The organism is Ruegeria sp. CDSA079 (genome assembly GCF_059612245.1).
The window spans coordinates 70,222-83,470 of record NZ_JBXWQF010000014.1 but is presented as its reverse complement, the minus strand read 5'-3'; the positions used below and the strand labels follow the sequence as shown (position 1 = coordinate 83,470).

Sequence of the window (13,249 nt, the reverse complement as noted above, 5' to 3'; positions counted from 1 at the left end):
CATGAGCCCTGTTCGTTATTACTTCTCCATTTTTCTGAGACGGTTTCAGTATTTCCTTGTTGTGGCGACGATTGTCTCCGCGCTGTCGATTACTGTCGCGATGATCCTGCCACCATCCTATGTTTCGCAGATGCGACTGATCGTTGAATCTCCACAGATTCCGGGCAGTCTGGCCGCCAGTACCGTTACGACACCGGCATTTGAACAACTGCAGATCGTCGAGCAACGGCTGCTGACGCGCCCTGTTCTTCTGGACATTTCTCGAAAGTTCGCAGTGCTGCCAAATCAGGAAGAAGCCAGCCCTGACGAGATCATCAATGAGTTGCGTGCCAAAACAAATGTGCGCATCTCAGCCGGTCGCAATCAGGCGAACCTGATGACCATCACATTTGAAGGCAGAACCGGGCAAATAGCAGCCGGGGTGCTGAATGAATACCTGACGGAAATTCAGAAGCTTGATGTTACCTATCGCAAGGAACGAGCTTCAGACACGCTGGAATTCTTTGAACAGGAGGTTGAGCGTCTGAGCGATGAGCTTGACAAGCGCAGCGCGCGGATTCTTGAGTTCCAGCAGGAGAATTCCGGCGCTTTGCCTTCCAGTCTACAGTTCCGGATGGCACAGCAGGGGTCGTTGCAGGCCAACCTTCAGCAAACGGATCAACAGATTTTCTCGCTCCGCGATCAGCGTGAAAAACTTCTAGATATCTATAGTACGACCGGCCAGATCACCACCGCCGTACAACAGCCTCAGACACAGGCGCAGCAGCAGCTCAGTCAATTGCGCAACCAGTTGGACAATCAGCTGGGAATCTATTCTGAAACCAGCCCGCAGATTAAGATACTGCGGGCCCGGATAAGCCGTCTGGAAGAAGTTGTCGCAAATGAACAGGCCACCAATGCTGCGCCATCTGGCCAACAGACGGGTAATTCGACACTCGATCTTCAACTGGCCCAGCTTGATTCACAAATAGCTGCACTTGAATCCCAACGGACTATAACTGAGGAAAGCCTTGAAAAAGTAACCCTGACAATTGATCAGACACCGGCAAACGCAATCACGCTGGCGGAACTGCAGCGTGATCACAGCAACATCCAGGCTCAGTATAACACTGCAGTCAGCCGCTTGGCATCGGCCTCTACCGGCGAGCGCATTGAAGTCACCTCGCAGGGGCAGCGTATTTCGGTGATCGAACATCCCTCCGTGCCAAGTTCGCCAACCAGACCCGACCGCCTGATGATTGCAGGCGGCGGGACGTTTTTTGGCATTGCGTTGGGGTTGGGGCTGGTTGTCTTGCTGGAGTTGTTGAACAAAGCTGCGCGCCGGCCGGAAGACTTGATTAATAAGCTGGACGTTTGGCCAATCGCCACCATCCCTTATGCGCGCTCCAAGGGCGAAGTGATGATGCAGCGGGTGACTTGGGTGAGCATCGTTATCGCGATTCTAGTAGGCGTGTCCGCAGGGGTTTGGGCAGTGCATACTTATTATCTGCCGTTGGATTTGATTACTGAGAGAGTAATCGACAAACTGGAGGTATATTGGTGATTTCTGTCCTCGTTAAGTTAGGGAAACTGTAATGGAACGTCTTCAGCAGGCGATTCAGAAAGCCCGTGAGGCGCGCGACAGTCGCCAACCACAACCTCTGCCGTTGACTGACGAGCAGCGCCATGTTCCTGAGGCGAATGCTGATGAGGATATCTGGCTGTCGGTGCCAGAGATCAAAATCGAGGCGCGCCTCATATCCCACAACCGCCTGATGTCATATCGTGGCGGACCAAATGCAACGCCCTATGACATGCTGCGGACCAAGATGTTACAGCAGATCCAGTCCAACGGCTGGCGCCGTGTCGCCATCACGTCACCTTACAGCGGTTGCGGCAAGAGTACGACGGCAGCAAATCTGGCCTTTAGCCTGGGACGGCAGGAAGATCTGCGGACGATAGTGATAGATTTCGACATGCGACGCCGGGGGCTGGCCGAGATTCTGAAACAATCCGGCAATTACAGCATGGCGGACGTCATTCAGGGGAACGTGCCTTTTCACGAGCACGCTCTGCGCCATGGGGAAAATGTGATTTTCGGCCTGAACTACACGCCGACACGCAACCCAGCGGAAATTTTGCAAAGCAAACGGATGATCGAGGCGCTGGAGCAGATCGAGGCCGAATACAAACCTGATATCATGCTGTTCGATACACCGCCGCTGATGGCGAGCGATGACAGTCACGGGTTCCTGAGAAATGTCGATTGTGCCCTGCTTCTGGCAGCCGCAGAAGAGACCAGCATCGATCACATCGATGTTGCCGAGCAGCAGTTGGCAGAGCTGACAAAGGTCATGGGTATCGTGCTGAACAAATGCCGTTATATCAGTGGGGCATTCGGCAATGAGTACGGCAGCTACTGACGCGGTCATTATTCCCCACTACAACGATCTGCCCCGGCTGGAGAGATGCCTTCAGGCCCTCAGAGAGAATGATCTGACAGGGACGGAAGTTGTTGTTGTCGATAATGCATCCCCCGTTTCACTGGACGGTATACAGCAGGCCTTTCCCAAGGTGCGTTTTGTGGTGGAACCGCAAAAAGGGGCGGCGCATGCCCGCAATCGCGGGGTGGCGGAAACCACCGCATCGCGGCTGTTCTTCATCGATGCGGATTGTGTTCCCGCGCCGGACTGGCTGACAGTCGGGCGCCGGATTGCCGACCGGGCCGATCTGATTGGCGGGCGGGTCGATGTCTTTGACGAAACCCCTCCCCCACGCAATGGCGCCGAGGCGTTCGAGGCGGTGTTTGCCTTCAACTTTCGCCGCTATATCGAGGTGCAGGGGTTTTCCGGCGCGGGCAACCTGCTGACCCGGCGTGATGTGTTCGATGCAATCGGCGGGTTCATCAATGGTGTGTCGGAAGACCGGGAATGGACCATGCGCGCCGTCGCCCGCGGCTATAGCCTGATTTACGAAGACACGTTTCAGGTCAGCCATCCATCGCGGCAGGATTGGCCTGCCCTCAGAGCGAAATGGCGACGCACGACACAAGAGGCCTATCAGTTGAACGGAACGGGGGCCGCCGCACGCCTGCGATGGGCGATCCGTGGGCTGGCCATGCCCGCCAGCGCGATCGTGCATATCCCGAAAGTCCTGTCCAGCGACAAGCTGGCCTCAGCCGGTGAGGTTTTGCGGGCGGTATCCACACTGTTCCGACTCAGATGTCAGCGGATGCTCTGGATGCTGCGTCAGGCCGTTGGCGGCAATATCTGAACAGACCAAAGGAAAAGGGACCGCAGAGCGGTCCCTTCCCATATCCGTCAGATTTATACGCTTTGCTCAGGCTGTCTTGCGACGGCGTGTCAGCGCCAGACCACCCAGCGCGGTCAGCAGCAGCAGGCCACCAGCCGGCAGCGGAACTGCAGCCACGTCAAAGTCAAACGTAATCGGACCACCATTTGCCGACTGTGAATCAGCCCAGCTGAACACCAAGTTCTGGCTCAAAGAATTCGGTGCTACGCTGCTGAAGAGCGTGCTAAGCGTTGTCTGAACACCGCCAAGAATTGATGTTGACGCCAGAACGTTGGCAGGATTGGCCGCGTCGATCCAGCTCATCGTCAGACCAGTGAACGTGCCCAGCACGTTGACTGTAACAGATGCGTTCGCGATCGCTTTAAGCGGATCAATCGGTGATGTGAAGTTCACCGAATACATGCCGGGGCCACCATTGGTGCCGACAGTGCCGATAAAGAGGTTATCGGACGTAATGTCATAGCTGTTGCCAGGCGAAACCACGGTCAGCGCGCTGGCTGATCCTGTCATCACTACGGCAGCGAAAAGCCCCGCAGCCATCATTTTCAAAGATTTAAGCATCAAATTCCCACCCTCGACCTTTACACAGACAATCACACGCATCTATTGCGTGGAACCTAACTCCTGAAATATTTACCTTATCTTCATCTGATTGCGAAGGCTTTTTTGAAAAAATGCGGCATTTCTGGGGCATTAGGGCGCTGCACGTAACATAATGCGACCATAACCTCATGTTTGTTTCCCCTATGTGAACGAATCCGAAGCGAAACTGGCATTTGCGAGGCGTGGCCCATGCGCGCATCCGCTGTTTTCCAAGGCCATTTTAGGCACCGAACACCTGTATGCTTCTGGAATCAGGGGAAACAATTCCCGCTTGATGTGCGGATTGTCCGCCGTCAAAACTCCCGCAGACCTCCACAATTTGCACCCGGCGGGAAAAAAACACCGAAGCAGGGGGGCGGCTATATTTCTCCTTCGACGCTTGGGAAGATTCGTGTAGCGTTGAACTGATATTGTACCAAGTTCAGGCATGCATTCTCGATCGGAATTTTCGCTGAGCCGTTTGTTTATTCAGTGCCTGCCTATTAGCGAGGAGATGATGCGAATGGGTGTTGAGCCAGAGATGGTGAAAGTGACCGGGGACGCTGATGAACGCGCCTGATTTTGATCCCAATGACATGCATCTCGACGCCAAACGGATTTTGGTGACCGGAGGGGCCGGGTTTCTGGGCTCGCATCTTTGCGCGACCCTGCTGGAGCGCGGGTACGAGGTTTTATGTGTCGACAACTTCTTTACCGGGCGGCGCGGGAACCTGCGTCATCTTCTGAGCAACCCCCGGTTCGAAGTCATGCGCCATGACGTGACCTTTCCGCTCTATGTCGAGGTGGACGAGATTTACAATCTGGCCTGTCCCGCCTCGCCCTTCCACTACCAGCACGATCCGGTGCAGACGACCAAGACAGCCGTTCATGGTGCGATCAACATGCTGGGGCTGGCCAAGCGAGTGGGTGCGCGCATCCTGCAGGCGTCGACCTCTGAGGTGTATGGCGACCCGCAAATCCATCCGCAGACCGAGGATTACGTGGGCCATGTCAATCCGATCGGGCCGCGCTCATGTTATGATGAAGGCAAGCGCTGCGCCGAGACGCTGTTCTTTGATTATCACCGGCAGCACAGCCTGCCGATCAAGGTGGCGCGGATTTTCAACACATACGGACCGAACATGCATCCCGATGACGGGCGCGTGGTGTCCAACTTCATCATGCAGGCCCTGGCCGGTGAGCCGATCACCATCTACGGCGATGGCAGCCAGACGCGGTCGTTCTGTTTCGTCTCGGATCTGATCGACGGATTGATCCATCTGATGGAGTCGCCAAACGATGTGACCGGGCCGATCAATCTGGGCAACCCGGTCGAACTGAGCATCAGGGAACTGGCTGAATCCGTGATCCGCCTGACCGGTTCGAAATCGGAACTGGTGTTCCGCCCGCTGCCGCAGGACGATCCGATCCAGCGTCAGCCGGACATCACCCGGGCCCGCGAGCAGTTGGGCTGGACCCCCAGGGTGCCGCTGGAAGAGGGGCTGAAGGCGACCATCACCTATTTTGAGCGAACCGCCATGGCGGTGAAGAACGTATAGGGCGGTAATGACTGCACAGGATGTCTCAGACAGATCGTCCCGACGGCTTTGGGCTTTTGTCCTGTTGGCCGCGACGGTGATCGGCTGTCTGGCAGTTCTGGCGATCAACCGGGGGCCGCTCTATTACTTTGATACCGGGAGCTATTTTCAGCAGGGCGATGCGGCGCTGTCCTTGATTTTGCCCGAGCGGGAACAGGATGGTGAGGAGGTCGGAGCAGGCAATGCGGGGGCCGAAGGGTCCGGCAAAAAAGACCAAACAACCGGTGGGTCCCGCTCGATGGTCTATGCGCTGCTGGTTGCCGCATTCTGGCGCGCCGATGCATTGGGCGGGGTTGCGGGCGTCCATCTGGCGATGCTGCTGCTTGCGGTCTGGTTGGCCATGCGGGTGCTGCAACGTACCGCGCAGACAGGGCGCAGCACGCTTCAACTGGTGAGCATTCCACTGTTGGCCGCCTCGACGACCGCGCTGCCTTTCTATGTCGCCTATGTCATGCCGGACATTTTCACATCGGTGATGCTGATCCTGATTGCGGCGGTTGTTGTCGCGGGCCGTTACATGCATCCGCTGGAATGGCTGGGGGCGCTGGCGCTGGCCGGCTTTGCCATTGTGCTGCACCCTTCACATCTGGGGATTGCCGTGCTGATGGTGCCCTTTGCCGTACTGGCGGCCCTGCTACGCCTTGGGCAGGGGCGCTGGCTTGCGGCAGCGTTTGTCACGGGGCTGGTCGTTCTGGCCATTGCCGAGCGCAAGGCGTTCGAATTCGCGGCCGAAACCGTCACCAAAAAAGAGGTGCTTTACACCCCTCATATCACTGCGCGTCTGATTGTGGATGGTCCCGGACTGGCCTATCTCAACGATGTGTGCCCCCGGGACGATCTGGCGACCTGCGCCCTGCACGAGGCGCTGTCCTGGTCCGATGACCCTTACCGCCTTACCGCCACCCATATCATTTTCGAACGCTCTGAAAACCTTGGATCCTTCCGGTTGATGCCGATCGAGGATCAGCAGGCCGTGGCCGCCGAACAGCGTGCTTTCTTTCTGCAGGTTCTGGCGGCGCGTCCCTTTGGTACGATCCTGGCCCTTGGCGGCAATGCGGCAGAGCAGTTGGGTATGAACAGCATCAAGATGACCATTCCGAACGAGGCTGTCATCAATAATGCAAAATCGCTTTCGGGGCTGCCCGAGGCGCAGCTGGCGGTTCTCGACAATGTCGTTCTGACCCGTGATCAGCCCTGGCTGGGACCGGTCAATTCCATCCACGCAGTGATCTATCTGATTTCAGCGATTGTCGTGCTCGTATTGCTGCTGTGGCCCGGAAGGGTGGCGCCGTCGCTGAGATTGTTTGCGCTGTTCCTTCTGATCGGAATAGCGGTCAACGCGCTGGTCTGTGGCGGTGTTTCCCAACCCGCAGACCGCTATGGTGCGCGTGTGATGTGGCTGCTTCCTTTTACAGCCGCCTTTCTTTTTCTAGTTCAGCGGTCAGGACCGCCGCGCGCCACTGCCGGAGAAACCCCGTGACTTCAGATAAATCCCTTTCCATCAGCGTGGTCATGCCCGCCTATAATGCCGAGCACCTGCTGCCCCGCGTCCTGCCCCCCCTGATCGAGATGCTGAACACCGGTCAGGTGCAGGAGGTTCTGGTGGTGGATGACCAGTCCCCCGACGGCACCGCCGCACTGGCGCGCGAAATGGGGGCAAGCGTTCTGACCACGCCGGTCAATGGCGGGCCGGGGGCGGCGCGCAATCTGGCTGCCGAACATGCCACGGGTGACATTCTGTGGTTCGTCGATTCCGATGTCATCGCCTGGCCGGACGGGGCCGAACATATCCGCAGCGCGATGTCCGAAGACAATGTCGGGGCGGTGTTTGGCTCGTATGACGATGCGCCGGACGGGCAGGCCTGGTTTTCGCGCTACAAGAACCTGCTGCACCGCTATCACCATCAGCGCGCGCAGCGCGAGGCCCGCACCTTTTGGGCCGGCTGCGGCGCAATCCGCCGCGATGTGTTCAACGAGGTCGGCGGATTTGATGTGAAAACCTACGAGGTCCCCTCGATCGAGGATATCGAACTGGGCTACCGGATCGCGGGAACCGGGCGGCGCATTCTTGTCGAGCCCCGGCTGCAGGGCAAGCACCTGAAAGTCTGGACCATGCGCAACAGCCTGAGCACCGATATCTTCTGCCGCGCCCTACCCTGGTCGCGGCTGATGATTTCACGCGAGGGGCTGACCGATGATCTGAACACCTCGATGGCTGAACGCATCCGGGCCGCGCTGGCCGGGCTGTTGCTGCTGTCGCTTCTGGCCCTGCCGTTCTGGCCGGGGACCTGGCCCCTGCCCCTGCTGGTGCTGGCGGCGGCTTTTGTCGCCAACCTGGATCTGGTTCGTGCCATGGCCGGGCATGGCGGGCCGTGGTTTGCGTTCAAATGCCTGCTCTACCATCAGGTCTATTACGTCTATTCCGCCACCGTCTATGTCTGGTGCCTGTTCGAATATCACGTCTTGGGGCAAAAGCAGAAACTGCGCGTCACGCGAAACTGACAGATCGCGTGACATGGCTGATTAAACGGGCCGGGATCAGAACTGCTTGGCGGGCAGCTGCTCGAACGGCAGTTTTTCGATCTGGTCGAAACGCGGGTTGCTTTCGTGCACATAGAACGTGTCGTAAAGCGAATTGCGCACGAAATGATACCCGTTGGCAAACAGCAACTCGTTAAGCTCGGGCGTCGGGCGTTCGATTGTCATCGCTAGGAAGCGGTACTTATCGAACGGGAAATCGCGCAAAATCCGCGTCTCCGACCCTTCGACATCCAGGCTGAAATAGTCGATATCCTTTGGCGCGTCATAGCGGTCGAACACCTCATCCAGAGGCACAGCTTCTACAGTGACAACCTTGCCCTTCTCGCGGAACTTGGCCAGTTTCGCGGCGCGGCGCTCGGTCATGTTGTCGGCCTCATCCACCAGCAGGCTGCTGCGCTGACCGTCGATCATGAATTCCAGCTGGCCGGGTTCGGGGTCGACGGCCAGCGGGACTGGCGTGGCCGAACGATGATGCCAGTTGATGATCTTGTTGTAATTGACCGGATTGGGCTCGATCAGCAACCCGGTCCAGCCATAATGCTTTTCCAGGGCAAAGGTGTTGGAATCGGAAAACCCGTCCGCAGCACCCAGTTCGACAAAAAATCCGTTGCGCTTGCCGTTATAGACTTCGTTGATCACCCACATGTCCTGCCCACGGTCCGAGACCTGCTTGGGCGTGTAACCAAGATTGTTCATGGCAAATCGGCGGCTGAAATTCCGGGTGCTGACCACACCGATATATGCGAAATAGGCTGGCTTCTGGAGGAGTGGATAGGTTTCAACCAGCTTGGTGAGATTCTGCTTCATAAAGTTCTCCACTTAACCGCCCGCTTTTGGCTTTTCGGGCAAAAACATTGTTGCACAGACATCGGCTACCTTAACCCCGCAATTTTCGCGATATCCCACACCGGGTACAGCGTTTCGCGCGTTCCATGTCCGAAAATTGTGTCAAATGGCACGTGATAGACACGCGCAATGCTGATCGGAACGTCGGTGTTCCCAAGGTCGCTTTCGTAAGCGGCCCGATCACGCACCACCAGGATCCGATCTTCGACCACTTCGCCGATCATGACCTCTCCGTTTTGTAGAGGTTCGGATGCGGCACGGATGAAATAGTCCGCGACGGTGTTGTCCGGTGCAGGCATTCCGGCATGCACATAAACCGAAAGCCCACCGGCCATATAGCGGCTTTCAAGCTCGGCCTGTGTCCAGATCGGCGGGAAGGCTTCACCGAGCAGCGCCTGCACGACGCGTATCTCGTCCAGATCAGGGAACGGGGCGGTCTCGGTTTCAATGGCAATGCGATACCCCAAGTCCCGCGTCAGGGTAAACGGGCGCAGCGTTTCCGGCCAGCTGATCCAGGCGCTGACCGCCACCCCGGCCAGAGCACAGACCAGCGCCGGTGCAGGCGCAGCCTGAACCGGGCGCAGCCGCCAGAAAATGATCAGCGGAATGACTGCGGCGGGTGCGAAATGATGCGGAAGGATGCGATAGGCTTGAACATAGAAAAACAGAACATAGGCGATAACGGTCAGGGTCAGGGTTTTGGACAGCTTGTCCTGCCAGCGCCACGCCAGCAATGCGAGACCGGGCAATATTCCGCAGGGCAGCAGCCAGAACAGGAACCGTCCGGTGTCAAAGATCGTGACAAACCGTAGGCGGCGCAGGATGCTGCCCGTGTTGAACTCACTGGACACACTTGTCAGCCCCCACGACCGCAGCACCATTTCAAGCAGCGATGCCAGGATCACGACGCCAACGGCGATCACTCCTCCGGCGATCACCTGCCGGAACGGCAAGGGCCGAGTCAGCAGGAAATAGGAAATCAGGAAGAAACCAATCAGCAGAATACCGTTCGGCGCGGTCATCAACGCCAACGTGGACACACCCGCCATCCAGCCAAATCTCCGCTCGGTAAAGAACAGGATATAGCCCAGCACCCCCAGCAGAATCATCGGCTCGCGGGTCATGGGCAGGGCGATATCAGCAAAATACGGATTGTAGGACGGGTTGAACGCCATCACGAAGGAAAACAGCAACAGCGCAGCCCCAAGCCCGAGAACAGAGCGTGCATCTGTACGCCCGTCCGGAGTGCGTACAAAACCCAGCATGACCCCAAACAGGATCGAAAGACCGGGCAGATAGGCCAGGCGAATGGAAACTTCGTAAGGCCCGAAGAACCGCATAAACCCGGTTTGCAGGAAGGTCTCCGTCACCATCTTCGGGGTCGGATAGCCACCGATCGCCCCGGACTCCGGTGGCCAGAACGGCAGGCCACGGGTTATGAACAGCATCGCGTTCAGGAAACTGTGTGCGCCGTCATCATTCAGCGCCTCCCAATAGAACTTGGGCGACATCAGGATCAGTACCGCCAGTGGCAGCAGGATCATACCGGCGACATCCCATCCCCTACCCTGGAAGATATCCGGATTGGATCGGGCAGAGATCAGGCCAATGCCGGGCAGGCAGAGCAGAACGCTCAGAAAGGTGAAGGCCGCCCCGGTCATGGGAATGCCGCTGATGGCCTGCACCGCAGCCGCGGCGGCCGGCACACCAAACAGGGAAAACGTGAATCCCTTGAGCAGCCAGTGTTCGAAACGATCCCTGGGTGTTGCAATTCCCAATGCCAAAAGCAGGCCCGGTGCAACAAACAACGCTGATGCCGACATAACCGCCAACGGCACCCAGATATACAAAAACAGCACTTCACTTGCGATGAAGTAGGGCGAGGCACCATCTGCCAGCGCCGATTTTGCCGCCAGTATCGCCGCAACATCCTGACCAGCCAGCACAATGCCAGTCAGTACAATCAGGATTATTGAAAGCCGCAATACCATCACGTCATATACAAACTCATCAAAATACAGCAGTCGCCAATCGTACAGTAAAAACCATGTTGTTTTCCTGCTGAATGTAGGCTTCTTCAATCAACCGATTTACTGATACCATGTAATTCTCGCTAGGTTACGTGTTTTGTGCCAGCCGGATGGATTGCAGGCACGATGCGGTATCAATACAGAAAATCTGTTTTCATTGGCGGAATTGAGGAAACAAATAACCTGCGTCCGTTTCATGTGCATTTCAGACCATCCGGTAGGCATGGCCAGCTCAAGTCACTCTGAACCCGCAAGTGCGCAGCCCCGGGAGCTGAAGGTCAGGGATCAGAGTGCAGTGCTTTTGCGGAATGCCTTCTTATCAGCCGACTTCTCCTTGGTGTCGGCTTCGAACTCCTCGTGATAGGACCGTTCGACATTCACATCCCACACATCATGGTTCTCACCCATGATATTGCGGGCAGCATACATCGCCGACAGCATCGAGTGATCCTGATTGTTATAGCGGTGCAGACCATTGCGACCGACAGTCTGGAAGTTCTCGAGCGTCTTCAGCCAGCCGCTGACCGTGTCCAGTGCATCCTTGTACTCGCTGTCATAGACTGGATAAGCCTTGGGCTGTCGGATAACCGCACAATCAATAACATCACCGGCCTTGGCCAAACCGAGTTTTTCAAGCTCTTCACTGGCAAGATGCTTGAGATCCTCGTCAGCAGATGACCACAACCCGTCACCTTTCTGGCAGAAATACTCCATCCCGATCGACGCGGTGTTCTGATCGGGCAGCATTTCCTTGGACCAGGCCCGGAAATTCTGGATACGACCAACCTTCACCTTGGGGCTGTGGATGTAGATCCAGTTGTCCGGGAACGGGTCAGCATGATCCAGAATCAGGGTCACGATCAGGAAATCGCGATACCGCAGGCGGTCTGCCGCCTCGACAACCTCGGGCGGCGGCGGCGGATCAAAAGCGTGGATCAGATCGCGCACCGCCATGGAATTGATGAACTCCGTGCCTTCCACCCTCTCAATGTGTTTTTCGCCGTCTTCCGTCCAGTGACGTACATCAATCGAGGTGACCCGGTTGTCCTCGCGGTTCACCTTGATCACTTCGGAACGGGTTTCGACCGACCCGCCCTTTTCCTTGATCAGATCCTGGGTCTTTTCCCACATCATACCAGGCCCGAGGCGGGGATATTGGAATTCCTCAATCAGGCTGGCCGTGTCATTTGCGCCCGAAATCGCGTTCCAGACTGCTTTGGGCAAAGACAGGTTCTTGATCCGCTGCGCAGCCCAGTCCGCCCGGATTTCCGAGGGCGGGATACCCCAGACCTTCTTGGTGTAGCTGTGGAAGAAATGCATATAGAGCCGCCCGCCAAAGCGGTTGATTACCCATTCTTCAAAGGTATCTTCCTGCGGCTTGGGCCGCAGCTTCCATTTGATGAAGCTGCCGATGATCTTATAGGTCTCATAAGGGCCGATATTGCCCAAAGCGTTGAAGATACGCAGCGGATAATCATAAAATTTGTTACGGTAGAAGATGCGGCTCAGGCGTTGCACGGTGATAAAGTCATCGCCCATCACCTCGTGCCACATATCCTCGACTTCCTGCACCTTGGTGAAAAACCGGTGCCCGCCAATGTCGAAGCGGTAGCCTTTATGCGTTTCGGTTCGCGAAATGCCCCCCACCATATCCGAGGCCTCAAAAACCCGGGGAACATGCGTATCACTCAGCTTCTGGAGTTCGTAGGCGGCTGTCAGACCCGCTGGCCCACCCCCTATAACTACGACTGGAACAATATTTTTTGGCAAATCACTAACATCCATACAAAAACCCTTATCTCACGGTACAAGAGGTTATTGTCGATTCACAACAAATTCCTAATGGCCCCTCAAAAGGAATGCCTGCCCGCCATTTCTGTTTCCCTGTGCAGGGCGAAATGGAAGCATGGGTAAGCGGGCACTGACAGCGCCCGAACCCAAAGACCCGGACCGCCTGGAAGCCTCGATCACCTTTCCTGAAAACGGGTGTCCGGCTTGCAGGGAACACAATCGCGGGCACCTTCCAGGCAGCGGATGAGGCTTTCAACGTATTGAATAGTAAAACAGTTATTCATCCTGAAAACCACCTTTCCACGTTTCGAAATCACCATTGTCAAACTCGAAACGCTGCTGCGACGGGCACCATGTCTCTGACCCACCGCGCCATCCATTCGCACCGCAGAATGTGTTACGATCTGCCCATAGCTCTGACGCGGGAGGGCGCATCAACAATACCCCCTCATCCATCATATTGTGCATACGCGGGTACCATAGCACCCGGAAATCGGATGCATCATGACTCGAAGCCTTGTGAATCTTGACATGGGCGAACCGCTCCCGTCCTACTGCTTGCGAGTGTTT

General features: G+C 56.7%; 11 protein-coding genes. 6 read left to right on the top strand and 5 right to left on the bottom strand.

What is annotated here, in order from left to right:
• Window position 1 precedes the first annotated feature (1 nt).
• Genes AC2FJZ_RS15180 through AC2FJZ_RS15170 form a run of 3 tightly spaced genes read left to right on the top strand, consistent with a single transcriptional unit; the run spans window position 2 to window position 3,252 of the window.
• Window positions 2–1,543, top strand: a complete 1,542-nt coding sequence (locus AC2FJZ_RS15180) for a GumC family protein (protein ID WP_496778649.1) — start codon at window positions 2–4, stop codon at window positions 1,541–1,543.
• Between the two features lie 31 nt (window positions 1,544–1,574).
• Window positions 1,575–2,402 carry a CpsD/CapB family tyrosine-protein kinase gene (locus tag AC2FJZ_RS15175; protein WP_496778647.1) on the top strand — a complete coding sequence of 276 codons (828 nt, stop codon included), beginning with the start codon at window positions 1,575–1,577 and terminating at the stop codon, window positions 2,400–2,402.
• Window positions 2,383–3,252 carry a glycosyltransferase family 2 protein gene (locus AC2FJZ_RS15170; RefSeq protein ID WP_496778645.1) on the top strand — a complete coding sequence of 290 codons (870 nt, stop codon included), beginning with the start codon at window positions 2,383–2,385 and terminating at the stop codon, window positions 3,250–3,252. Before AC2FJZ_RS15175 ends, AC2FJZ_RS15170 begins: the two co-directional genes overlap by 20 nt.
• A gap of 66 nt (window positions 3,253–3,318) precedes the next feature.
• On the opposite strand, the gene AC2FJZ_RS15165 is transcribed toward AC2FJZ_RS15170, so the two are convergent.
• On the bottom strand, window positions 3,319–3,852 hold the full coding sequence (locus AC2FJZ_RS15165) for a VPLPA-CTERM sorting domain-containing protein (RefSeq protein ID WP_496778643.1): 534 nt from the start codon (window positions 3,850–3,852) through the stop codon (window positions 3,319–3,321).
• A 617-nt stretch (window positions 3,853–4,469) separates the two neighbouring features.
• Here AC2FJZ_RS15165 and AC2FJZ_RS15160 point away from each other — a divergent pair.
• The 3 genes from AC2FJZ_RS15160 to AC2FJZ_RS15150 are packed head-to-tail and all read left to right on the top strand — an operon-like array spanning window position 4,470 to window position 7,973.
• Window positions 4,470–5,432: a UDP-glucuronic acid decarboxylase family protein gene (locus AC2FJZ_RS15160; RefSeq protein WP_496778685.1), complete on the top strand. Its 963-nt coding sequence runs from the start codon at window positions 4,470–4,472 to the stop codon at window positions 5,430–5,432.
• Between the two features lie 7 nt (window positions 5,433–5,439).
• Window positions 5,440–6,951 (top strand): hypothetical protein, encoded by a 1,512-nt coding sequence (locus AC2FJZ_RS15155; protein WP_496778641.1) that lies wholly within the window; start codon window positions 5,440–5,442, stop codon window positions 6,949–6,951.
• Window positions 6,948–7,973 (top strand): glycosyltransferase family 2 protein, encoded by a 1,026-nt coding sequence (locus AC2FJZ_RS15150; RefSeq protein WP_496778639.1) that lies wholly within the window; start codon window positions 6,948–6,950, stop codon window positions 7,971–7,973. Before AC2FJZ_RS15155 ends, AC2FJZ_RS15150 begins: the two co-directional genes overlap by 4 nt.
• A gap of 36 nt (window positions 7,974–8,009) precedes the next feature.
• Here AC2FJZ_RS15150 and AC2FJZ_RS15145 read toward each other — a convergent pair whose 3' ends face one another.
• From AC2FJZ_RS15145 to AC2FJZ_RS15130, 4 genes are all read right to left on the bottom strand, one after another.
• Window positions 8,010–8,819: an FkbM family methyltransferase gene (locus AC2FJZ_RS15145; RefSeq protein WP_496778637.1), complete on the bottom strand. Its 810-nt coding sequence runs from the start codon at window positions 8,817–8,819 to the stop codon at window positions 8,010–8,012.
• Window positions 8,820–8,884: 65 nt separating this feature from the next.
• Window positions 8,885–10,843: a hypothetical protein gene (locus AC2FJZ_RS15140; protein WP_496778635.1), complete on the bottom strand. Its 1,959-nt coding sequence runs from the start codon at window positions 10,841–10,843 to the stop codon at window positions 8,885–8,887.
• 330 nt (window positions 10,844–11,173) lie between these two features.
• Window positions 11,174–12,658, bottom strand: a complete 1,485-nt coding sequence (locus AC2FJZ_RS15135; protein WP_496778634.1) for an NAD(P)/FAD-dependent oxidoreductase — start codon at window positions 12,656–12,658, stop codon at window positions 11,174–11,176.
• A 297-nt stretch (window positions 12,659–12,955) separates the two neighbouring features.
• Window positions 12,956–13,114, bottom strand: a complete 159-nt coding sequence (locus AC2FJZ_RS15130; protein ID WP_496778632.1) for a hypothetical protein — start codon at window positions 13,112–13,114, stop codon at window positions 12,956–12,958.
• Window positions 13,115–13,249 lie beyond the last annotated feature (135 nt).

Excerpts from the sequence above, each read along its gene's own strand:
- AC2FJZ_RS15180 (WP_496778649.1), top strand. The coding sequence starts at position 2 with ATGAGCCCTGTTCGTTATTACTTCTCCATTTTTCTGAGACGGTTTCAG.
- AC2FJZ_RS15175 (WP_496778647.1), top strand. The coding sequence starts at position 1,575 with ATGGAACGTCTTCAGCAGGCGATTCAGAAAGCCCGTGAGGCGCGCGAC.
- AC2FJZ_RS15170 (WP_496778645.1), top strand. The coding sequence starts at position 2,383 with ATGAGTACGGCAGCTACTGACGCGGTCATTATTCCCCACTACAACGAT.
- AC2FJZ_RS15165 (WP_496778643.1), bottom strand. The coding sequence starts at position 3,852 with ATGCTTAAATCTTTGAAAATGATGGCTGCGGGGCTTTTCGCTGCCGTA.
- AC2FJZ_RS15160 (WP_496778685.1), top strand. The coding sequence starts at position 4,470 with ATGCATCTCGACGCCAAACGGATTTTGGTGACCGGAGGGGCCGGGTTT.
- AC2FJZ_RS15155 (WP_496778641.1), top strand. The coding sequence starts at position 5,440 with ATGACTGCACAGGATGTCTCAGACAGATCGTCCCGACGGCTTTGGGCT.
- AC2FJZ_RS15145 (WP_496778637.1), bottom strand. The coding sequence starts at position 8,819 with ATGAAGCAGAATCTCACCAAGCTGGTTGAAACCTATCCACTCCTCCAG.
- AC2FJZ_RS15130 (WP_496778632.1), bottom strand. The coding sequence starts at position 13,114 with ATGCGCCCTCCCGCGTCAGAGCTATGGGCAGATCGTAACACATTCTGC.